At 49.6% G+C, this 20,690-nt stretch carries 26 protein-coding genes; 14 read left to right on the top strand and 12 right to left on the bottom strand.

Features of this window, described 5'->3' with window-relative positions; all coding sequences use genetic code 11:
- Window positions 1–84 precede the first annotated feature (84 nt).
- From V6X73_RS09385 to V6X73_RS09330, 12 genes are all read right to left on the bottom strand, one after another.
- A complete protein-coding gene (locus V6X73_RS09385) occupies window positions 85–264 on the bottom strand; it encodes a hypothetical protein (RefSeq protein WP_367991150.1) in 180 nt (59 codons plus the stop codon).
- Complete coding sequence (locus V6X73_RS09380; RefSeq protein ID WP_367991148.1) at window positions 248–1,108, bottom strand: hypothetical protein; 861 nt, start codon at window positions 1,106–1,108, stop codon at window positions 248–250. The genes V6X73_RS09385 and V6X73_RS09380 overlap by 17 nt, the downstream gene beginning before the upstream one ends.
- Before the next feature lie 140 nt (window positions 1,109–1,248).
- On the bottom strand, window positions 1,249–1,671 hold the full coding sequence (gene dut, locus V6X73_RS09375) for a dUTP diphosphatase (protein WP_367991146.1): 423 nt from the start codon (window positions 1,669–1,671) through the stop codon (window positions 1,249–1,251).
- Window positions 1,672–1,791: 120 nt separating this feature from the next.
- Window positions 1,792–2,424, bottom strand: coding sequence for a hypothetical protein (locus V6X73_RS09370; RefSeq protein ID WP_367991144.1), 633 nt, complete (start codon window positions 2,422–2,424; stop codon window positions 1,792–1,794).
- Window positions 2,417–2,647 carry a hypothetical protein gene (locus V6X73_RS09365; RefSeq protein ID WP_367991142.1) on the bottom strand — a complete coding sequence of 77 codons (231 nt, stop codon included), beginning with the start codon at window positions 2,645–2,647 and terminating at the stop codon, window positions 2,417–2,419. The genes V6X73_RS09370 and V6X73_RS09365 overlap by 8 nt, the downstream gene beginning before the upstream one ends.
- Window positions 2,647–3,990: a DNA polymerase gene (locus tag V6X73_RS09360; protein WP_367991140.1), complete on the bottom strand. Its 1,344-nt coding sequence runs from the start codon at window positions 3,988–3,990 to the stop codon at window positions 2,647–2,649. The genes V6X73_RS09365 and V6X73_RS09360 overlap by 1 nt, the downstream gene beginning before the upstream one ends.
- Complete coding sequence (locus V6X73_RS09355) at window positions 3,987–4,502, bottom strand: 3'-5' exonuclease family protein (protein WP_367991138.1); 516 nt, start codon at window positions 4,500–4,502, stop codon at window positions 3,987–3,989. The genes V6X73_RS09360 and V6X73_RS09355 overlap by 4 nt, the downstream gene beginning before the upstream one ends.
- Complete coding sequence (locus V6X73_RS09350; RefSeq protein ID WP_367991136.1) at window positions 4,492–6,108, bottom strand: toprim domain-containing protein; 1,617 nt, start codon at window positions 6,106–6,108, stop codon at window positions 4,492–4,494. The genes V6X73_RS09355 and V6X73_RS09350 overlap by 11 nt, the downstream gene beginning before the upstream one ends.
- A gap of 272 nt (window positions 6,109–6,380) precedes the next feature.
- On the bottom strand, window positions 6,381–6,557 hold the full coding sequence (locus V6X73_RS09345) for a hypothetical protein (protein WP_367991134.1): 177 nt from the start codon (window positions 6,555–6,557) through the stop codon (window positions 6,381–6,383).
- Window positions 6,558–6,662: 105 nt separating this feature from the next.
- Window positions 6,663–7,022, bottom strand: coding sequence for a hypothetical protein (locus V6X73_RS09340; protein ID WP_367991132.1), 360 nt, complete (start codon window positions 7,020–7,022; stop codon window positions 6,663–6,665).
- A gap of 176 nt (window positions 7,023–7,198) precedes the next feature.
- Entirely contained in the window at window positions 7,199–7,441 is a 243-nt protein-coding gene (locus V6X73_RS09335) for a hypothetical protein (RefSeq protein WP_367991130.1), read from the bottom strand.
- Complete coding sequence (locus tag V6X73_RS09330) at window positions 7,441–8,355, bottom strand: DNA-methyltransferase (RefSeq protein WP_367991128.1); 915 nt, start codon at window positions 8,353–8,355, stop codon at window positions 7,441–7,443. The genes V6X73_RS09335 and V6X73_RS09330 overlap by 1 nt, the downstream gene beginning before the upstream one ends.
- Before the next feature lie 1,212 nt (window positions 8,356–9,567).
- On the opposite strand from V6X73_RS09330, the gene V6X73_RS09325 reads away from it, so the two are divergent.
- The 14 genes from V6X73_RS09325 to V6X73_RS09260 all read left to right on the top strand — a co-directional run.
- Window positions 9,568–9,960, top strand: a complete 393-nt coding sequence (locus V6X73_RS09325; protein ID WP_367991126.1) for a DNA-packaging protein — start codon at window positions 9,568–9,570, stop codon at window positions 9,958–9,960.
- Window positions 9,960–11,210 (top strand): phage terminase large subunit family protein, encoded by a 1,251-nt coding sequence (locus V6X73_RS09320; RefSeq protein WP_367991124.1) that lies wholly within the window; start codon window positions 9,960–9,962, stop codon window positions 11,208–11,210. Before V6X73_RS09325 ends, V6X73_RS09320 begins: the two co-directional genes overlap by 1 nt.
- Window positions 11,211–11,219: 9 nt before the next feature.
- Window positions 11,220–12,611: a DUF4055 domain-containing protein gene (locus V6X73_RS09315; RefSeq protein ID WP_367991122.1), complete on the top strand. Its 1,392-nt coding sequence runs from the start codon at window positions 11,220–11,222 to the stop codon at window positions 12,609–12,611.
- 3 nt (window positions 12,612–12,614) lie between these two features.
- Window positions 12,615–13,667 (top strand): minor capsid protein, encoded by a 1,053-nt coding sequence (locus V6X73_RS09310; RefSeq protein WP_367991120.1) that lies wholly within the window; start codon window positions 12,615–12,617, stop codon window positions 13,665–13,667.
- 48 nt (window positions 13,668–13,715) lie between these two features.
- Window positions 13,716–14,411, top strand: a complete 696-nt coding sequence (locus V6X73_RS09305) for a hypothetical protein (RefSeq protein ID WP_367991118.1) — start codon at window positions 13,716–13,718, stop codon at window positions 14,409–14,411.
- Window positions 14,412–14,431: 20 nt separating this feature from the next.
- Window positions 14,432–15,442, top strand: coding sequence for a hypothetical protein (locus tag V6X73_RS09300; protein WP_367991117.1), 1,011 nt, complete (start codon window positions 14,432–14,434; stop codon window positions 15,440–15,442).
- Window positions 15,443–15,738: 296 nt separating this feature from the next.
- The gene (locus tag V6X73_RS09295) at window positions 15,739–16,287 is read left to right on the top strand and encodes a hypothetical protein (RefSeq protein ID WP_367991115.1); all 549 of its coding nucleotides are present in this window, start codon (window positions 15,739–15,741) and stop codon (window positions 16,285–16,287) included.
- A 439-nt stretch (window positions 16,288–16,726) separates the two neighbouring features.
- The gene (locus tag V6X73_RS09290) at window positions 16,727–17,170 is read left to right on the top strand and encodes a DnaT-like ssDNA-binding protein (protein ID WP_367991113.1); all 444 of its coding nucleotides are present in this window, start codon (window positions 16,727–16,729) and stop codon (window positions 17,168–17,170) included.
- 355 nt (window positions 17,171–17,525) lie between these two features.
- Entirely contained in the window at window positions 17,526–17,906 is a 381-nt protein-coding gene (locus tag V6X73_RS09285; protein WP_367991111.1) for a phage tail terminator-like protein, read from the top strand.
- Window positions 17,906–18,343, top strand: a complete 438-nt coding sequence (locus V6X73_RS09280; protein ID WP_367991109.1) for a hypothetical protein — start codon at window positions 17,906–17,908, stop codon at window positions 18,341–18,343. The genes V6X73_RS09285 and V6X73_RS09280 overlap by 1 nt, the downstream gene beginning before the upstream one ends.
- 12 nt (window positions 18,344–18,355) lie before the next feature.
- Window positions 18,356–18,817, top strand: coding sequence for a phage tail tube protein (locus V6X73_RS09275; RefSeq protein ID WP_367991107.1), 462 nt, complete (start codon window positions 18,356–18,358; stop codon window positions 18,815–18,817).
- 11 nt (window positions 18,818–18,828) lie between these two features.
- Window positions 18,829–19,284, top strand: coding sequence for a phage tail tube protein (locus V6X73_RS09270; RefSeq protein WP_367991105.1), 456 nt, complete (start codon window positions 18,829–18,831; stop codon window positions 19,282–19,284).
- Window positions 19,285–19,355: 71 nt separating this feature from the next.
- Window positions 19,356–19,751, top strand: a complete 396-nt coding sequence (locus V6X73_RS09265) for a hypothetical protein (protein ID WP_367991103.1) — start codon at window positions 19,356–19,358, stop codon at window positions 19,749–19,751.
- A 441-nt stretch (window positions 19,752–20,192) separates the two neighbouring features.
- On the top strand, window positions 20,193–20,690 hold a 498-nt coding region (locus V6X73_RS09260), incomplete at its 3' end, for a hypothetical protein (protein WP_367991101.1).

Genomic DNA, 20,690 nt, shown 5'->3' with positions numbered 1-20,690 from the left:
TCGCTTTTGACCATCCTACGATGTAAAGATGCGTTTTCTCTTTTGATTTTGTAATTCTCCTCTTTTAGGGCTTCTATGGTTGCCTCAAAAGTCGATATCGTTGACGGGAACATCCATCTGGCTAGTCGTGGCACGTCTTTCATAAAGCAAAATCTCTATAGCTTCTGATAGATCATCTAAAATAGAATCTGCAATCTCATCGTCCTCGTTAAACTCTTCAATAATCTCTCTCATCAAGTCTAGCAATTCAGTGTTCTGATACATTTGGTGGCTCCCAGTAATCGTCTTTGTGCATCAACAAGTACAGCATCTGACAGTTTATGTGCAAAAGTTGTACGGCTGCGTCTGCACTACCTAGCTTTTCTGCAAAATGCTTGATGTACTGATCTTTACAGACCTCGTAGTAATCAATGTCTGTATCGCACTGCTCAAGAATCTTAGCAGACTTTTTAGGGCCAACACCTTTGATCCCGACAATGTTGTCAGCACCGTCGCCTGTCAGTGCCGATGACCAAAATGCAAACAACGCATCTTCAATATGCTGGTAGTAAAGGCTGCCTTCTTTATTGTGCGTCGGCCATCGGTAATGCCAGCCCGGTACAGTGTCGAGATCTTTATCGATTGAACACAAGATCACAGAGTCATCGTCGTTCTTGTAGGCATCCCAGCCAACAATCGACAGTTCATCGTCTGCCTCCAAGCCCTCTGATGCAAGCCGAGAGCCCCACTCATCAGCGAGATAGTCTCGGATGTTCTGGTGGTGGTACGGCTTAACAAAGTCTTTGCGATTAGCCTTGTACTCTGCGTTGATCTTGCGTCGAAAGTTGTTTTCTATCCCGGTCGGCGTCAAGAAAGACACCATCTCGCCGGCGTTCAACGCATCTCGCAAGTTGAACATGAAGTCATCTACGCGATCTGTCACTACATCAATGTCATGCGGGTAGGGCAAAATATGGTCGCCATCGTAAACAGCAGCTTCTTTTGCATCCCGCATAGAATCGTAGACGTTGCACACATTGCCGTCTTCATCAGCAACAGCATAATCTTGCGACGCGAACGCAATCGCATAACAGATTGGGTCAGCATCGACGATTGCTTTAGTAGCCATTCCTCAAAACCTCTTCTATCTCTTGCTCAAAGTCTTGCTTCTGCGAGCGCCTAGATGGCCCTAAGTTCTTTCCGCTTTTCTTTACCCACTTATCCTCTTCTGTAAAGTAGTTTGGAGTATTTCGCTTAGTCTTACCCATCTCAATCACCGCTGCTACCAAAGCCGCTAAAGCCTCTGTGTGTGTTCCCTAACCGAGCAACATCCACAGGCTCCATGTGTTCGTACTGTTGAATCACAAGTTGGCCAATTCTGCTGCCCTCGTTGATGCGTGTATAGCCAAACGTAGTTTTGGTAAGCACAACCTTAATCTCGCCTCTGTAATCACAGTCGATGACACCAGCAAGCACATCAACCCCGTGTTTGGCAGATAGGCCAGATCGAGGCCAGACAAGGCCAACATAACCTGCCGGGATGCTGACAGCTAGTCCTGTAGATATAACAGATACGCTCCCATAGTGAACCATACGTGGCTGTACCGAATACAAATCAAGCCCCGCCGAGCCGGGTGTGGCTCGGGAGGGTAAGACAGCGTTATCAGATAACCGCTGCACTTCAAGTTTCATTATCTTTTACCTTTATGTTGACAACTCTTCCGCAAACACTGCACTTATCGTATTCAACTGTCTTGTTTTTTACCGTTTCTTTGTGGTGTCTAAGCGAACCTCCGCACTTGCAGTACATAACTAAAAGGGCAAATCGTCATCAAAAGGCTCTCCGTCATCCTCAGCTTGCTGGGATGCTTGCTGATTCTTTAACTCGTTTTCTTCTTTCTTGCGCGTTTCATCAGCAGTCACACCATGCTCTGCATAAGGCACGAAATACTCTGCAGCAATACGCACCACCTCAGAAGCTGCATCGTCAAGATTGCTCTTAGCACTCAGAGTTCCGGCGACGATCTGTGCAGCGTACCCCATTGCAGACTGTCGCATGATAGAAGCCTGACGATTGTCGTTGTTTACAGCAGCCCCGCCAGAATTATTGCCACGAGTATCCCCACTAGGAACACTGCTAGTATTCCCTCGACTACCATTTCCACTTTTCTCCTTTACAGTAATGTCACTTGTGCGGATGTTATAGTAAGTGCCACCCTTGTACTCTCGGCTAGAAGCCACAGCTTCGATTTCATCACCTTCCTGTAGCTGATACCAACCATCACCGATCTTCACGCTGGCGTGAGGCTTTTTCTTCTTGCCGAGCCCGTACCACTGGTCGTTGATGTTGACGTTTACAGCATACTGATTGCCGTACTGATCCTGCTCGCCAAAATCCTTGACGAAAATCTTTGCAATCTTACCTTCTACAATCTGCTTACTCATAGGTATTCCCCATCTTCGCTTCTTCAAACATATTGTTGATCTGCTCTGCGGCCTTGACAGAATCAATGTAGTAGCCTACGCCGTTAAGCATGTGGACAACTTGAATCAAAACCTCAGTCCAAGTCTGCCCATCAGGTAGCCGCTTTTCTACAAATGTGCCACTCTCATCATCACGGATTGTGATAACAAGAAGATCGTCTTCGTTAAAGATGTCGTCTTTCATCAGTGAGTCTGGCTCCAGTCTTCGCCCACTTGCACTTCTCCAGCCAGCGGGCAACGTAGCTGTAGGAACTCTGTAGCCTTTTCAAACGCCCAGAGGACACTATTATTGTACCAAGCAATCCAGTCTTTGTGAACCTCCGATTGTACCTCATCGTGGATGTTGCCAACAAAAGTTACGTCGGCGCCGTGTTTCTTTATCTGGCTGTCAAGATAACAAAGCACAACCTTCATAGCAATACCGCCGCCGCTTTGGAACAAATAGTTTAAGGCTTTGTGCTTCATTAAATTGCCGTCACTGTCTCGCCGCATCCACACCTTTCGCCCGTCGAGGCCGATCAAGTAACCACGGCTGGCGGCTTTCTCAACTTTAGGTTTCAGTGTAGAGATGCCCGGAAAAACGCCTTCGACCGCCTGAATGATGCGCTCTCCATCTGCTTGCGATAAATTAAGTATTGACGCAACCTTGCGAGGACTAGCGCCATATACAGTAGAGTAGACACATGACTTTGCCTCATCTCGTGTCTCCACACCGCATTCGCGACAAGCGTCCAGAACTCGCGTGTGTGGGTCAGTGCCTTGGGATTTATCACCGTGTATGAGCGCATCTATAAACTCCTGCGAATTGATGTAGTGCGCTGCAATACGCAGCTCCAAACCTTCAGCGTCAAAGCCTACTAGTTTGTAGCCCGGCCCTCTGTGCGTGAACAAACTTCGCATCTCGGTGCCAAAAAACACGTCAGGGCTTGCTTTAGGAACATTTGCCACGACTTTGTGGGTCATACGGCCAGTATTAGTGCCATTAGGATTAGCACCAGCAGGCACCCTGCCGTCAGGCCTAAGAGCCTCTAGCCAACCCTTGATTTGGTTACTGCGGTGTACGCATTTCGTGTATTTGGATAGTTTGCTGCCCAGGTCAGGCATAACCTTGGATAAGTTAGGGCAAGGCTCACCGTCTGGCTTGATCTGCGGCACACCTGTGGCTGTGTAGGCCGTAGGCTCCCATCCAAGCTGCACGAGCCGCTCCGCTACTTTGGCGTGTTGTGTAAGTTCCAACTCATGCCACTCGATACGCCCAAATGGCCCACCAACATCGCCGTACTCTTCAGCCATCTTACTCAAGCTGCCGTCTTTCTTGAACGGTTTGTCTACAACAGACTTGGCAACATAGTAATGTCCAAGGAGGCTTTTGATCTCTTGATAGATAGCGTCAGCCTGGCTGTCAAGCTGTTCGACGTACTGCCGCGCCAGATCAGCACGAAAGGGCCAACCATCACGCTCTTGCCGAGCAATGATGGTAGCCACTCTATGCTCAATCTTCATCGGTGTACGCCAATCTACTTTCACCCGTCCATCTCCTTGAGCAAATGCTTGTAGACCTGCTCAGTAACTTCAACATCTTGTTTACAATAGTCTAGCATCTCTTCACTGAACTGGTCAAAGGCATTGTGTTGTTTACCGTATTGCCCTTTGTAGATGCCAGTCCTGTAACCCCAAGCCTCTAAGCTGTGCGGCCCTACACGCTGCGGCAAACCCGCTGGACGCTCTCGGTCAGGGTTAAGCAAACGAGACATCACAAGCGTGTCAATCTCCATCTTAGGTTGTGGGTAGAACTCGCCGATAAAGTGTTCCTGATTCAGGTCACACCACTTGTCAATGGCGGGCAAGTCAAACCCGATAATGTTGTGCCCAATGACTACCTGGCCGTCCAGACTCCTAACAAACTGTTCAATCTGATCTGGTCGGTACTCCAGCACTTCACCTGTCAAGTAGTCCTTGACTACTGCACAATGGATTGTGGTCATCTGCTCAAGCAGCCCGTCTGTCTCTATGTCAAATACTAGCATCTTAGTAGTCATACTCTGGTGGCTCCGATAGTTCCAAACGACCTGTGTTCATGTCCATGTGCAAAACGTCGCAGGGTCCGGTAAAGCCCCACTCTCGGTTTTTCTTAACGTTGATGCGCATTCTACCCTTTCTTTCGTCCTCTGTCTTTTCCGGTTCAATCGCAGCGATCCAGAAAGCAAGCTGCTCGAAACTGCCAGAGCCCCTTGCCATAGCTGGGTCGATGTAAAGCCACTGCGCGTCGTTGATATCATCTTTGACGTACACTTTCTGATCAAACCGCTTGATGTGAGCAACCATAATCATCGTGCTGCCCGTTGCAGCGCAAAACGCGGCGACCTCAGACAGAACATTGTCAATTAGCTTTCGCTCATTGTCCCGGTCATCGTGCGAGAACAGGATACTAATATGATCGAAGATAAAACGAGTAACACCTTGGCTGCGATAATATCGTAGAAGATGTAGGAGCCGGTCAACAGAGAGACGGCCGGAAGGGCCAAGATCAATAAACCAAGTACGCTCATTGTTAATAAGATCATTGTAGCTGTTCCTCGCGTCTTCCTCTGGGATAATGTCAGGGTTTAGTCGGTACTTAGCCAAAGGCACATCATTGTCAAGCGCAACAAGACGTTGCGTAGCTTTCTTGATGTCCTCTTCCAAGAATAGCCAAGCAACTTTATCGTCTGTGTTTCGTATAAGTTCATATCCGACTTCGGCAACCCAAGTACTTTTACCAACTCCGGGGGGTGCCATGACCACGCCAAGTTCGCCGTCCCGTAGGCCACCCATCTTGTTGCTGAACTCAGGAAAACTCCTAAGCATGTATCCGGGCTTGATCGGCTCACGGATCATGTCATAACTGATCTCGCTGCCGGGAATAATCATCTCAGGCTGATAGTCTTTGCTACGGTAGCATGCTTTGACTAGTTCCTGCCCTTTGCCTTGCTTGATGCAATCGTTGGCGTCTTTGCACCCCTCTGGCATCTCCACGATCTTAACCTTGACTTCCGTGGAGTAAATCTCAGCAAACTTCTCTACAGCCTGTTCGCCCTGCTCATCAGCATCAAAGGCAAGCATCACAGCTTCAAAGCTGGTGATGTAGTCCCAGACTTCCCTTTTCTCAATACCGCCGCATCCAGCGCCGTTAGGAAGCGAGACTACGCTGTAGTCCTTGCCCTGCTGTTTTAAGGCTTGCCAAAGCGCGATTGCGTCCTCTTCGCCTTCGGTGATGAGCAACAGCCGACCGCCGCGAGAGAAGACGGACTGGCCAAACAAACCGTTGTAGTCACCAACAATCTCCGTGTCCTTCTTGGTCAAGCGATTCTTACGCTTGTACCCACCGCCGTTTCCAGCAGGAAAGAAGATTGCTTGCTCGTCTGGCTCACCGTTCTCTGGCCTAACTGCCTGGCGGATGCCGTAGCGCTCAACAGCCTCGCTAGACAGACCTCTGTGGGACAGATCAGCAAGAGGGAAGTTATTGATCTCTCTGGGACTCCAAATGCTCATTTTTCTATCTCTACGCGAGCGATAAGTTTTTGTATCACTGCCGTCTAGTTCGCTTTGGCGGATGTATCCGCAGTTGCTGAAGCAGTAACCGCCGTGATCTTGGTACAATGCCATGCTATCGCTACTATTACAGCGAGGGCAAGGCTGTCCTGATAGTGCGTACTTTGACATGGCTTAGTCCAACAAAGTGTCTTCGTCTGAAGGGTCGCTCAAGTCGTTAATGTCCTCGGGCAGATCGGAAAACAGTGCTTGTGGGTAGTACTCTGCGTTGTCAGGGTCACGCGAAATCGCTTGGCACAGGTAACAAAAGTCATCCGGCATGCCCGTATACTTGTCAACAAACATCATCTCACGTTGGGACAATGGTTTGTTACAGCAACGACACCTCATCGGTCATCTTCCTTATCGTGCTTGACTTTGATCTGGCCCAACTGCGACAGATACTGCTGCTCCATCCACTGCGACTCTTCATCTAGGCCCAGTCGCCAAGCAGCAGAGATACGCTCTCGCCAATCTGTAATCCACTGTTTAAGTTCTTTTTCTGTCATCACGCTTTTGTTCATCTGTATTCTCCTTACGTTCAAACTGATCACATCTTCCAAAAGGGCAAGCAGGGGTATCGTAGTATCCGCACCAGTAGCCCTCATAGTGTCGGCAGTTTACACAAGCTATGCGTCCAACCATCCTTGCTCCTTTAAGATTCGGTACAGTGAATTCCAGTGCTGTTTGATAACACTCTCTGTCGCCTCCTCGATGATCGCAAGCATCTCATTGGCTTTCTGAGACTTGTGGTTCTCGTCGCGGATGGGTTTCGCTCCCAGTTCGTAGGTCACCTGCATCATGCGCTCTTCAAAAGGAAGCTCAAGAGAGATCTCTTCCCAGACCCACCTATAACCCTCTTGTGTCTCCATCAACCAACTGCCCATGACCTCTTCAACGTAATCAAGCCACTTCTCATGGTCAGCAATCCTGTCTGCAACCAAGTCGCACTGGTCAGCAGCGTCAAATCGAATGTTGTAGTTGGTCATCTTCTGCATCCCCTATGTACTCAAGTGATAGAAACCTAACTGATATATCAGTGTCTCCCAAGCTAACAGTTGGGTACTGCTTTTGCAACCACGACATCGTTTCGTTTGCTTTACTGATGTTGTCAACGTCAACGTAAGCCTCCGCAGGAACGAGCATGACGATCTTGTAGCGCTCTTTAGATGGCATATTCAATCACCTTAGCGACTATCAAGGTCACTGACCTGTGGATCGTGCTTAAAGGCAGATCCGGTTGTGTGTACCGCATAGTGTCAGCGCCAACAAAGTACAAGTCAAGCCAGTTGTGAATATCACCACGCTCTAAGCGATCACGGATCGCGCGGAAGACAGGCTCTTCCACATCAAGCGGCATGGCAGCAATATCACTGGAGTCAAGGTCAAGGTGTGCTAGAGCTTCCATCAGTTACAAACCTCTTTTGCATGTTCTATCCGTGACTGTGCAATGCCAAAGTATTCGCTGTCAAGTTCGATACCAATAAAGTTACGGTTTGTGTTGACGCAAGCTACGCCGGTTGACCCGCTTCCCATCGTGAAATCAAGCACCGTATCGCCTTCGTTGGTGTAGGTCTTGATTAGGTCTTCTAGCAGCGCAACCGGCTTTTGAGTCGGATGGTGGCCGCTGTAGTCTTTACGATATTCGAGGACGTTGCTCTTGTATTTCTCACCATTAGCTAAATTAAAGACCTTTGGATACTTTTCTTTTGTTTCTTGTCTAAATGTTTTTGTAATGTGTTTCATTTGTTCATAAGACATCTGAAATCTACCAGTGTCTTGCTGCATTTTTTTGAGCTTCTGTTTAGAAGGTATCCCAAACTGCCTGCCGTCTGTGAAGTAGTGGCTTGCTGAAGACCCCCAAGCCTTAACTGCTTCGGTTCTACTCATGCCCGATTTTTTTAACTCTTCATCCATGTAAGGTTTCAAGGGGTGACCAATAAAAGAGTCAAAGGCTTTGAAAAAAATACAAATATCCTCAACATAGTTGACAGGTGCTTTTTTGGATGATAGGTGGTTTGCAAAAGAGTCTTTAATCCAGTTGAGACGATAAGAGAAAGGGATAGACCCGTGGGGGTTGCTGATAAGTTGGCTAGTATATGGCTCTTGGCTGAATAACGCCAATGTCCCGTTAGGTCTTAAAACATTATTAATGATAGATAGCATTTTTTTATGATCTAGACAAGTATCCCAGTCTGTCCCCTCCCAAAGACCTTTTATAGTCCCGTATGGTGGATCAGTCAAAACCATGTCAACAGACCCATCCGAAATCTTCTGCATTTTCTCAAGGCAATCGCCTTGCATCAGTGTCACTTCACTCATCTTCACATACCTCTTCAAAGTTACCGTTGTAGTCGGGCCAACCGACCTCACCTTCAGATTCTACCCAAGCAGAGACCATCTGGCAATACCTAGCCTCTTGCTCACTCTCTTGCGAGTACAGATCGTGGCTGATCCAAGACAGTATGGCCAAGGAAAGTATGACTAGGATGGTGGTAAGGGTCTTTTCTAACATCGTAAATGCCTCTAGGAGCTTCAGAGAGCGTCTGTGTGAAGAGATCGGGGCAAGAGTAAGGGTACCCTACTGCTTACCCCTGTATCGTTTGTTAGAGAGCCTGTTTATTCAGACTCTCCGTAGATGACAAGCAGAGCTCGAATGTACTGCTCTTGGTTGATGATGCCTTCCTTGAGGTGGTTGCCGAGCTCGTTGACCAGATCGTTGATTTTGATGTAGCCCATGTCACTGTCTCCTTGGTGCTGTGTTTAGGTTCAGTTGTAGGTTAAGGCTTGTATCTCATGCTGTCAACACCCCTAGAGTAAAAAATTTTATCTTAGCGAGAGAGGGGCGTTTGGTGGTTTGTCTGTTTTAGTTTAGTTGGTGCCAGGGCTCTAGCTTGGCAGCGAGGACAGGCCGAGAGCATATAACAGCTATCTGCTGTCTGATGTCTATCTAACAGTATATCTAACATACTATCTAACAATACTATCTATCTAACATCCTATCTAACAGACTATCTAACAGTTATATCTATCTAACAATCTATCTAACAGTAATACTATCTAACATACTATCTAACAGTATCTATATATCTATCTGTTAGATAGAGGGTAACATAAATTTTATTCTTGTCAAGAAGATTTTATCTAGTAAATTAGATAGGTCTGTCTAGTAAATCTACCTAGGCACACAAAGTGTGCTACAGAAATAGGGGCGACGGCACGAAGGGGCGACGCGGGGGATTTGACAAAAGCGGGAAAAGATGCGATAATACTAATGAGGAATGGGAAAACAAAAGGCAAGCGTTATGGAAAGCATCTTATTAGCAGCAGCACTAGCCGCTTGCGCAAAAGATGCACAGGCTTGTTCTTACACAGAGACAGATCGGGGAATTGTCATCACGGCTTGCGATTTGCAGCCGGAACAGAACGGCAGGCCGATCACTCTGGAAGCGTATTTCCAAGGCAGAAAACATATTATCACGCTAGAGCCAAAGTGTATTAAGTTCTAGCAAGCAACAGCCGGAGGCTGGAAAGATGGCTGGAGGCCGACCAACAAAGTATAACAAGCAGATGCAAGACAAAGCAGACTCCTATGTAGATGGGGGTTTTGCTGATGTCGGAGATGTCGTCCCTAGTCGTGCTGGACTAGCTTTAGAGCTTGGTGTAAGCCGCTCAACACTGCAAGAGTGGGAGAAAGAACACGATCGCTTTTCGGTCACGTTAGACCGCCTAAAGTGGTTTCAAGAGCGACTGAGCCTTAACGGCGGGCTAAAAGGCGACATGAACAGCACGATTGTAAAGCTGTTGCTAGCCAATCACGGATATTCAGATCGCGTTGCTCAAGATGTTACTAGCAGCGACGGAAGCATGAAGGGTGTAGATCGAGTACAGATCGAGGTTGTTGGGTCAGAAGATAGCGAGCAGTAGTGCAGCTAAAGATCAAAGCAACAAAGCCCCAAGCTGACTTCCTGACGCTAGATAGACGATATCGCTTATTCTGTGCAGGATACGGAGCAGGTAAATCAGAGGCGCTAGTAGCAGCGGCCATGATAGACGCCTGCCAGAGTTCAGATGCACTTGTTGCAGTCTATGCACCAACATTCGATCTAGTCCGATTGATCGTGGCAGCGAGGCTACAAGAGAAGCTGGCTGAACACGGCATCGAACACAAGTACAACAGGCAGGATAATGCAATTTACACTAGCACCCCAGATTGGGGTGATTTTATCTTGCGTACTCTTGACAATCCAGAGCGTATTGTTGGTTACGAATCCTACACGGCTCACGTTGACGAGCTTGATACGCTGAAGACAGAACACGCTAAGGATGCCTGGAACAAGATCATAGCTCGTAACAGGCAACAGCCCAGCGGCATCAACAATCCGTTCAACCAGGCGAGTGCATACACAACGCCAGAGGGTTTTAGATTTGCTCACTGGCGTTGGGTGCAGAACGCAACAGACGAACACGGGATTGTACAGGCACCTAGCTACAGCAATCCCTATCTGCCAGAAGGCTATCTAAACAGCTTGAGAGAAAGCTATCCAGAGGCATTGGCAGATGCTTATATTGAAGGCAAGTTTGTCAATCTACAAAGCGGTACAGTCTACTCCTCATTTGACCGAGGCCGCTGTCACAGCAAAGAACAGATTGCTGAAGGAGAAAGGCTGTATGTGGGCTTGGACTTCAACGTCGGAAAGATGGCTGCTGTTGTATATATTAGAAGAGGCGAAGAGCTCCACGCAGCCGAAGAAATCGTTGACGCTTACGATACTCCGGCAGTTATTGACACTCTGCAAGAGCGTTATCCGCAACACACCATCTGTGTCTACCCAGACGCTAGTGGAACTAGCAGAAAAACAGTCAACGCCTCCCAATCGGACATAGCTCTGCTGCAACAGGCAGGCTTCCAAGTACGCGCTCCCAAGCGCAACCCTGCTGTCAAAGATCGCATCATAGCGGCCAACAGAGGATTTGAGCAGGGTCTAGTCAAAGTCAACACAAAGCGTTGCCCAGAGTTCACACGCTGCCTAGAGCAGCAAGCATACGATAAGAACGGTGAACCGGATAAAACCAGCGGACACGATCACCTTAACGACGCTGGGACTTACCCGATTGCATACGAGATGCCAGTCAGGAAGCCAGTTAGCGACGTACAGATCAAGTTCGCTATTTAAGGATACTCAATGAGTGTAAAGACGCTACATCCAGACTACCAGATTTACAGCCCGAAGTGGCGTCTTGTACGAGATGCTGTTGAGGGTGAATCTGCTATTAAGCGCGTACCAGAGCGGTATCTGCCAGAGTTCGTGCCAAAAGACCCAGAGCGTTACAAGCGATATGTAGAGCGGGCTTATTTCCTGGGGGTAACAGGACGTACCCGCGCTGCTATGTCAGGCATGGTGTTTCGTAAAGACCCCAGTTACGAGATCCCAGAGCAGCTAGAAGAACTGGTGTTTAACGCTGACGGAGCAGGCACCAGTATCGAGCATATAGCTAAGGAAGCATTGGGTGGCGTACTAGATACAGGCCGTCACTGCTTTCTACTTGACTATCCGACTATTGACGACAGTATTGATTATGAGACAGAGCAGAACATCGGCGCTAGGCCGCTGCTGCTGTCATATCAGGCAGAGTCTCTGATTAACTGGAAGTACGAGAAGATCAACGGACGCCGGGTGCTGACCCTGGCTGTGCTTGTTGAACTCGTACAGGATGAGAACAAAACAAATGAATTTGACCATGATGTAGTCAAGAACTATCGCGTTCTACGGCTTCGTGATGGCGTATATACACAGCAGATGTATGACGATGGTGGGCAGGCTAAGAGTGAAGAGTTTATCCCGCGTGTAGCGGGCGGAATGCCGCTAGATCACATCCCGCTTTACATCGTGGGTGCAGAAAACAATCTGCCAGACATTGATGATGCACCGCTGTACGATCTGTCAGTGTTGAATGTTGCACACTATCGCAATAATGCTGATCTGGAAGAAGCAGGTTTTATCACTGGACAGCCCACGCTTCACATGAACATCGGGGAGACGAACCCCGAAGTCTTCGCAGAGCAGAACCCGGATGGCGTACAACTAGGCAGCCGCCGAGGAATCATCACTCAGGGCGGCAGTGTAGAGCTTGTACAGCCAGAAGAGCGCAGCCTACTAGTTCAGCTAAAAGAATCCAAAGAGAAAGAGATGGTGGGCATTGGCGCTCGTCTTATTCAGCGCGGTGGGCCATCCGAGACAGCAGAGGCAGCACGGATCAATGCATCTGCTGAGAGCAGTACGCTGGATCAGGTTGTAAACAACCTCTCCTACGCTCTCACAGGCGCTCTGATGGACGCAGGGCGGTTTGTTGGTCTTGCCCCACAGGCTGTGGAAGAAATCCGCTACGATCTGAATACAGACTTCTTTGAGACTGATCTGGATGCACAGCAGCTAATGGCGCTGATTCAGCTAGGTGATGTAGGAATCCTTAGTCGGTCACTCCAGCGGGAAGCTATCCGCAAGGGGCGTATCCATATCCCGCATGAGACTGAAGATCAGGATATTGACAGCGAGATCGCTGGTACGCCGCTGTAAGCCATGGCACTAGATGATTATCTAGCAGATGTCGGCACCCGCCGGCAAATCATGATCCAGCGATTTGCCAATGGAACGCTGGAAGAACTGCGACCGATCCTTAACAACTTGCTGGAAGAGTTATCTCAGCGCATCGCTACAACAGGCCAGAGTCGAGCAAGGCTGGGGAAGTTGATGGCTGAAGTTGAAAGTCTTATTCAAGCTGCTGGCGGTGAGATCAACCAAGGTTTACGGCAGCGGATACTAGACTTTGCAGAGGATGAGACTGCTTTCCAGCAGAGCATGTACCGAGAGGTAACAGACGTAGAGACAACGCTGCCTACGAATGAACAGCTAGAAGCAGCGATAATGGGCAAGGCCACAGAACTGGTGGTCGGTGCAGAAACACAGCGCATGACTGTTGATTCAATGGTGCAGAGATTCAGCACCAGCAACGCCAAAGAGATCAAGAATACTATCTCAGGCGGCTTCATCGCCGGTGACACGACCGATCAGATCACCCAGAGGGTGAGGCAGAAGGTAACAGGACGAACAGCCGCACAAGCCCGCACAGTAGTTGCTACAGCAGTCAACCACGCGGCAACAGAAGCTAAAGAGCAGTTTGCTAGACAGAACAGCGATGTAGTGCGAGGGGAAAAGTACCTGGCAACCCTAGACAGCCGCACAACGCTGACTTGCGCAGGATTTGACGGCGAGGTATTCCCTGTGGGTGAAGGCCCAAAGCCTCCTCTACATTACAACTGCCGATCTACTCGCGTGATTGTTCCTACAGAGGGTTCACTACTTGACGGGCTAGAAGGTGAACGCCCAGCAGTAGTAGACGGTGAAGCACAGATTGTATCAGGCAACAAGACATTCCGAGGCTGGCTAAGAGATCAGCCTGTTGAGTTCAGGGATGAGTTTTTTGGCAAGTTCCAGAACGGCAGAGAAAAGCGTCTGCTGTTCGATCAGGGTGGACTTGACCCTAACGACTTCATTGACTCAAGCGGCGCACAGATGACGCTTGCGGAGCTAAGAGATAAGCACCCGCTTGCATTCCAGCAGGCAGGGCTTTAACCCCGACTAGAGGTCGGACAAACGCAGAGATAGCCGGAGGCTACAGATATGTCAGCAGAAGAAAGCATCACTAACGCAACTGAAGAGCAGACCGATCAGGCTACCACGCAGAATCCTGCAACGGATGCTGGTAAGACCTACACCGAGGCTGAAGTACAGCAGATGATTAACGAACAGGTGTCTGGTCTCAAAAACAAGGTCGAAGAGTTGCTAGGTGAAAAGAAAACTGTTGCTCAGAAAGCCAAGGAATTGGAGGAAGAGCAGCAGCGCGCTCAGGAAGAGCGTATGAAGGAAAAGCAGCAGTTCAAGGAACTGTACGAAAAAGAACAGCAGGCGAAGCAGGAACTAGCTGAGAAGTTTGAGACCTTTCAGCAGCGTATTCAGCGACAAGAAATGCAGTCTGCTTCGCAGAGTATTGCATCGGAATTGACTCGGGACTCTGCCCGCGCAGAACTGCTCACCGAGAAAGCCATGCAGTACGCAACCTATAACGATGATTCAGTCAGCTTTGAACTAGGTGGCGTTCCCGTGGATCGAGAAAAGCTAGTCGAGCACCTGAAAGAGAAATACCCGTTTCTTGCAGATGGAAGCGGCGCAACTGGAGGCGGAGCCTCTGGTTCACAGAACGGCGGGGCCGTAAGCAATAAATCATTCGCAGAGATGACAGGCGCAGAACTTTCACAACTACGGGCAGAAGACCCGAGTGAATACCAGCGCCTACGAAATGAGTATTACGGCCAGTAAATAATTAGGAGAAATCTAACATGGCTACTACACGTCTAAGCGACATCATTGATGTCACAGTATTCCGCGACCTTCCTCCGGTCAACGGCCCAGAGAAGACGGCTTTCTTCGACAGCGGTGTTGTTACCCGTAACGCACTTCTTGACGAGCTTGCAGGCTCCGCTGGCAAGGTTGCCGAGCTTCCTTTCTGGAAAGACCTTGACGGCAGCGTAGAGGTCAACTACAGCAGCGACGATCCTAGCTCAACTGCTACGCCTCAGAAGGTTGTACAGGGTGAGCAGGTCGCTCGTAAGGCTTTTGTCAACCAGGGGTGGCAGGCTGCTGATCTGGCTTCCGAGCTTGCTCTTGGCGCTCGCGCCATTGATCAGGTTCGTAACCGTACGGATCGCTATTTCGAGCGTCAGTGGCAGCGTCGTCTCATCGCTACCACGAACGGCATCATTGCCGACAACGTGGCTAACGATGGCGGCGACATGGTTGTTGACGTAGCTGCCGATGCTATCGCTAACCAGGATGCTGGCACGCTGTTTAACCGTGACGCCTTCGTAGAGGCAACCAATACCCTTGGTGATCGGTATGACGAGCTAAGTGCTATCGCTGTCCACAGTGCTGTTTATGCACAGATGGTCAAGAACGATGACATCGACTTTATCCCTGATTCCGAGGGTAATCTTGTCATCCCAACCTATCTTGGCCTTCGCGTCATCGTAGACGATGGTATGAACGTCGAGGCAGGCAGCACCGACGGCTTCAAGTACACCTCAGTACTCTTCGGCGCTGGTGCTTTCGGTTATGGCGTGGGCAACCCCGAGGTTCCTGTTGAGATCGAGCGTTATGCCGATCAGGGCGACGGTGGCGGCATCGAGACCCTGTGGGTGCGTAACACTTGGATTCTGCATCCCTTCGGTTTCAAGGCTACGGGTACTCCTTCTGGCGTTTCCTTCACTCAGGCCGAACTGGCAAATGCTGACAACATCGACCGTGTGATCGAGCGCAAGAACATCCCGCTCGCATTTCTCATCACCAACTAAAGGCGGTGATCCAGTTGGCAAGCCCCCTCTTCGGAGGGGGTAAGCCTTAACTTGCAGGAGTTTTACGGATGGCGAATAAAGATGGCTTAGAGCCAAACAAGCCAGTAGATTTTGAAACTCTACAGCGTGTAAAACGCGCACAGCGAGAGGCAATTAAGAATGCCAAAGCAGAATCCAAAGGTAAAGGACGACGCCGCACTACCCGGACTGAGGACGTTCGCGAGACCGGGGAGCCTAGCGTTTCGGACGTACTACCTACAGCAAAGACGAAAGGATCGAAAGGAATCTAACGAGTCGTGACTTATACCGTCGATCAATTTGGGCCTAGCGATCTGCTTACCAGCAATAAGCTGGGCACACGGCGGATTAAGTATGATTTTGGCAAGACCTCCTTCTTTGAGTCTCGGGAGTTTCGAGTATTCAAAGAATTTGACATTGCTCCGGGCGTTACCGAGACAATCAAGGTAGTTGCAACAAAGGATACCATTGTCGAAGTCTTTAGCGCATCTCTTGTCTTGGGCGCACTAAGAGTCGAGTTAGTAACAGGCGGTACAGACGGAGACGATTTCACAGAGAACCTGCCGATCTTCCGCACCAACCGCACCAGCGTAGCGCCAGAGAATGAGTCCAGCATCACAATGCAGAACGGCGGGACGCACACAGGCGGCACAATCAGCGACATCTTGCTGCTAGTCTCTGGAAGCCCTGCTACTCAGGCAAGAGCAGTGACAGCGACGGAAGAGCGTCCTCTAGGCTTCGCCCCTGGTACATTCTACATTCGTCTTGAAAGCACAGGGAATTCTGATGCCAGAGGCGTATTCCGAGCAAGGTGGGAAGAACTCTAATGCCACTAGAAGTAGGAAAGCGGTATCGAATCAAGGGACGTATTGTAGACATCGTTGACTCCAACGCAGCAGGAAAGAAGAAAGCAGCTGTCACTTCCGATGGCAACAGAATTAACTTCGGTCAGGCTGGAGAAGTAGTGCAGCCTGGAACGCCAGCAGGCGATAACTACTGCGCCAGATCATCAGGAATCAAATCAGGGCGCGATCTGAGCCCTAACGATCTTGCCCGTGCAGACTGGCACTGCAACGGCAAAACAAGTCGAGAAGAAGGGCCAAGTCCAGTAGGAGATGACTGATGCCAGTACAGCGTTGCCAGAAGAACGGACGCCGAGGCTATAAATGGGGCCAGTCGGGGACTTGCTACGTCGGTCGAGGCGCTAAGGCTAGAGCAGAGCGGCAGGGTCGAGCAATCCGAGCATCAGGGTATAGGGGCTAATAGATGGCATACGGAACAACACCAGGTCTAACAACTTACGCCTCTGAGCGCGGTATCACGATCAGCGGCACAGCAGCAGAACTGCTTGCACTAGCGCATGACTATATTGAATCCCTTGACTATATCGGTCAGAAGACTGTTGACGATCAGGCAGAGCAGTGGCCGCGCAAGAATGCTTACGTTGATGGTGTAGAGCTAGACGACAGCGTAGTGCCACAAGGCATGATTGATGCTGAGTATCAGGTTGCCATTGCTATTGACCAAGGCAACAGCCCTTTCGCTACTGTTACACCCGGCATCAAAGCAGAGCGTGTAGATGTGCTATCGGTAGAATATCAGGACGGGGCATCTAACCGCAGCTTTGATCCTATGGTTCGCTTAAAGCTGCGTAAGTATCTAGCCGGTAGTAGCGCCAGCACTAACATCGTCACTGTGAGCCGTGGTTAAAAATGGCGAAGTTTGATTACATCAAAACTAAATCAACAGCAGACAACTTGCTAGACAAGTTCGGGGTGACCCGCACTTTCACGCGAGAGACTAACACAGGATTCGACCCATCGACAGGGACGACCACAAATACCACTGAGACCTTCACAGCGGCCGTTGTTTGGCTTTCTTTTAACAAAGACGAGATAGATGGCTCTTTGATCCAAGAAGGCGATGCACGGCTGTTAATTAGCGGAGAGGTCAAAGTAGGGGACGAGGTAGATCGAGAGGGTAGCACGTGGCGCATCGTCAATACTAACCCACTCTACCCAGCCGATACGCTGGTGTACACAGAAGCACAGGCGAGGCAGTAGCAATGTACAGCATAAGAGATGTTAGCGCAGCGCTGGATGGTCACCTAGTGACGCTGCCCAACGCGCCTCAAATTGCTTGGCCGAACGTGCCCTTCACCGCACCAGCAGAGACATACTTGCGAGTAAACAACTTGCCCGCCAACGGTGAAGTGTACACCTTCAATTATGCGCAAGATGTTCCGGGCGCGTATCAGGTAACTGTCGTTGCAGAATCATCACAAGGAGCGGGCGAGGCAGAAAATCTGGCAGACGCTGTGATGTCGCATTTCAGAGTGACAAAGATCGGCGATGTAACTATCGAGTCAATTAACGTAGCCCCTGCTGTAGTAACTGAAGATACATTTGAGATTCCTGTCAGCATCAACTGGCGAGTTATTGATTGATGGCGGACTTAAACGATTTTATCAAGAATATCCCTGAGTACAACGAGGGTATTGATAACATCGCAAAAAAGACGGTCTTGAAGCTGTCACAAAAGATTGTAGAAAGAACTCCCGTAGGCAACCCTGACCTGTGGGATTCGGCACCACCACCCGGATACGTCGGGGGTCGGGCAAGAAACAACTGGTTTCCTTCTTTCGGTGAACCTAGCAACGAAAGCACCGAAGCAACTGCTGACGAATCAGTAAACAGGGTGTTGGCTATCTTGAATCAAGTTCCGGGTAATGTGTTCTACCTAACGAACAATCTGCCATATATCCGCAGGCTTGAATACGACGGATGGTCAACGCAAGCACCCAGAGGGATGGTAAGGGTAACTCTGAGAGAAGCCCAGCAAGAAATCAAAAAAGCCGCAAGGCAAAACCCGGATATTCGATAAGAGGAATCTACTATGGCAAGTGGAGCATTTACATCAGCAGGCACTAAAATCAGTGTCACGGCCACTGCCCCGACTACTTACGACGACAACACCACTGACGGCCTCCCCAGCCTCACCTACACAGAGATTGGCGAGGTTAGCGATCTAGGCGAGTTCGGTCGTGAGTATGCCGAGGTAACCTTCAACCCACTTGGTGATCGTCGCACAGTCAAGCGTAAGGGCAGCTACAACGACGGCAACGTGTCGATGACTGTTGCACGTGTCACGTCTGACAGTGGACAGGCTGTACTACAGACCGCGCTAGACGATGACGCAAGCTACTACTTTGATGTCGAATTGCAGGACGGTACGCATCTGTACTTCGCTGGTCAGGTCATGAGTTACACGACTAACGTCGGCTCAGTCGACCAGATCACGACTGCCAGCGTCACCATCGGCATTACTAACGACATCTTTGAAGTCGCCCCAACATAAGGAGTTAGACGATGGCAGCAAGTGGAGCATTCACTAGCGCAGGCACAACGATTGAGATTAGCAATAACCTACCTGCAAGTTACGACGCAACTGGATTTGAGGCACTTTCTTTCACCGAGATTGGTGAAGTCTCCGACCTTGGGGAGTTTGGTCGGGAGTACGCAGAAGTCACCTTCAATCCGTTGGGCGATCGTCGGACTGTTAAGCGCAAAGGCTCATACAACGATGGAAACGTCAGCATGACCGTGGCCCGTGTGCCCGGAGAGGCTGGTCAGACCATCTTGCAGACCGCACTTGACAGCGATGAAAGCCAGTCAATCAAGGTAACTCTACAGGACGGCACGGTGCTGTATTTCACTGCACAGGTAATGTCTTACACCACCAACGTCGGTAGTGTTGATCAGATCACGACTGCAAGTGTAACCCTCGGGATCACCGAGGATATCATTGAAGAGGCTGCATCGTAAAGCCTCGACTATAAGCGGGGCTACGGCCCCGCTGCCTTTACTTTTTTAGGGACGCATTAGGAGATATCACTGTGGATATTACCAAGTTCAACACTACAGTTGCATCAGACAAGGCGCAGACGATGCACCTTACTGACCCCTTCACTGGAGAGACTCTATTTGATGAAGAGGGTAACACGCTTGACTTTTACCTCTACGGGATTCAAAGCACGGCAGCACGGAATGCCCTTGCTGATCGTGAGCGAAAGAGCAATAAGAAGAAACTAAACAACGAGGAAAGCCGGCGTCTTGGCGCTGAGTTTCTTGCGGCTCTGACTAAAGGCTGGAGCAAAAACATTGAGGTCGAGGGCGAGCCCTTAAAGTTCACCCAAGAAAACGCTGTCCAGCTATACATGGATCAGGACTGGATCGGGCAGCAGGTTATCAGTTTTGTGAATAATCTGGAGAATTACGCCCCAAAAGCATAGAAACGCTGAGGCTCTATGTACGTCATCTGGCGTGGCTGCATGCTGCGCCAGAGACTAAAAGTAAGAACGAGCCGCGCAAGTCTCGGTGGCAGATACTCAAGGAAAGAGAAAGCGAGTTACTAGCACTGCCAGAGGTTGAGACAGACAAACACATCCTAGACTGGATAACAGAGTTAGGTTTTTGCGAGCAGGGCTTCAGCGGGCCTACACCACTAAGTTACCAAGAGATTGAATCGTGGGCGAAGATGACAGGCGTTATCCCTACTTGGGAAGAGTCCAGATTCTTGAAGATGTTATCTAACGAATACTGTTCACAGTACGCATCTTCTACTGACAGAGATGCACCACCCCCATACAGCAACGAAGAATACGACCGGCAGAAGGTCTCAGATAAAATACTAAGCGCCTTCCGTGCGCATAGCAAGTACCGGGGAAAGTCTAATGACTGATGTCTATAGTATTGCTTTCAAAGCTGATACTAGAGAAGTAAACAAGGCAAAGAAAGACCTTGGCGGACTAGGTGACCAAGCCGGCAAGTCAGGGCGGTCAGTATCCAACTTTGGCGAGCAAGTAGATAACACGACCCGCCAAGTAGGCGGCATGGAGCGTGCTACCAAACTTGCTACTCGGGCTGTAACGGCTCTTGGTGCAGCGCTATCTGTTCGAGAGGTTGTGCAATTCGCTAACGCCGCACTGTCTTCTGCACAAAACATAGAGAGACAAGCAAGGGCAATCTCTGTCACAACAGAAGAGTTCCAGCGGCTTCGGTTTACTTTTGCTCAGTTTGGGGCAGACTCTGCCGACATTGCTGATGTATTCGGCACGCTTTCAGATCGTGCTGAAGATGCTAAATCTGGCATGCAGTCGTTCATTGACGACTTTAAGCTGGTCGGCATTGAGGTTGATGATCTGCGGGGCAAAAACGGCGAGCAGTTGTTC

This window comes from Spiribacter pallidus (assembly GCF_040838495.1).
Taxonomy (GTDB): Bacteria; Pseudomonadota; Gammaproteobacteria; order Nitrococcales; family Nitrococcaceae; genus Spiribacter; species Spiribacter pallidus.
Note: the sequence above shows the minus strand (reverse complement) of the source record. Positions and strands in the feature narration are given on the sequence as shown.

Coding starts and splice junctions, on each gene's coding strand:
- dut (WP_367991146.1), bottom strand. CDS start 1,671: ATGAAACTTGAAGTGCAGCGGTTATCTGATAACGCTGTCTTACCCTCC.
- V6X73_RS09380 (WP_367991148.1), bottom strand. CDS start 1,108: ATGGCTACTAAAGCAATCGTCGATGCTGACCCAATCTGTTATGCGATT.
- V6X73_RS09355 (WP_367991138.1), bottom strand. CDS start 4,502: ATGACTACTAAGATGCTAGTATTTGACATAGAGACAGACGGGCTGCTT.
- V6X73_RS09370 (WP_367991144.1), bottom strand. CDS start 2,424: ATGAGTAAGCAGATTGTAGAAGGTAAGATTGCAAAGATTTTCGTCAAG.
- V6X73_RS09330 (WP_367991128.1), bottom strand. CDS start 8,355: ATGAGTGAAGTGACACTGATGCAAGGCGATTGCCTTGAGAAAATGCAG.
- V6X73_RS09385 (WP_367991150.1), bottom strand. CDS start 264: ATGTATCAGAACACTGAATTGCTAGACTTGATGAGAGAGATTATTGAA.
- V6X73_RS09300 (WP_367991117.1), top strand. CDS start 14,432: ATGGCTACTACACGTCTAAGCGACATCATTGATGTCACAGTATTCCGC.
- V6X73_RS09340 (WP_367991132.1), bottom strand. CDS start 7,022: ATGACCAACTACAACATTCGATTTGACGCTGCTGACCAGTGCGACTTG.
- V6X73_RS09325 (WP_367991126.1), top strand. CDS start 9,568: ATGGCTGGAGGCCGACCAACAAAGTATAACAAGCAGATGCAAGACAAA.
- V6X73_RS09310 (WP_367991120.1), top strand. CDS start 12,615: ATGGCACTAGATGATTATCTAGCAGATGTCGGCACCCGCCGGCAAATC.
- V6X73_RS09270 (WP_367991105.1), top strand. CDS start 18,829: ATGGCAGCAAGTGGAGCATTCACTAGCGCAGGCACAACGATTGAGATT.
- V6X73_RS09280 (WP_367991109.1), top strand. CDS start 17,906: ATGGCGGACTTAAACGATTTTATCAAGAATATCCCTGAGTACAACGAG.
- V6X73_RS09285 (WP_367991111.1), top strand. CDS start 17,526: ATGTACAGCATAAGAGATGTTAGCGCAGCGCTGGATGGTCACCTAGTG.
- V6X73_RS09275 (WP_367991107.1), top strand. CDS start 18,356: ATGGCAAGTGGAGCATTTACATCAGCAGGCACTAAAATCAGTGTCACG.
- V6X73_RS09315 (WP_367991122.1), top strand. CDS start 11,220: ATGAGTGTAAAGACGCTACATCCAGACTACCAGATTTACAGCCCGAAG.
- V6X73_RS09350 (WP_367991136.1), bottom strand. CDS start 6,108: ATGGCATTGTACCAAGATCACGGCGGTTACTGCTTCAGCAACTGCGGA.
- V6X73_RS09335 (WP_367991130.1), bottom strand. CDS start 7,441: ATGGAAGCTCTAGCACACCTTGACCTTGACTCCAGTGATATTGCTGCC.
- V6X73_RS09305 (WP_367991118.1), top strand. CDS start 13,716: ATGTCAGCAGAAGAAAGCATCACTAACGCAACTGAAGAGCAGACCGAT.
- V6X73_RS09365 (WP_367991142.1), bottom strand. CDS start 2,647: ATGAAAGACGACATCTTTAACGAAGACGATCTTCTTGTTATCACAATC.
- V6X73_RS09345 (WP_367991134.1), bottom strand. CDS start 6,557: ATGAACAAAAGCGTGATGACAGAAAAAGAACTTAAACAGTGGATTACA.
- V6X73_RS09290 (WP_367991113.1), top strand. CDS start 16,727: ATGGCATACGGAACAACACCAGGTCTAACAACTTACGCCTCTGAGCGC.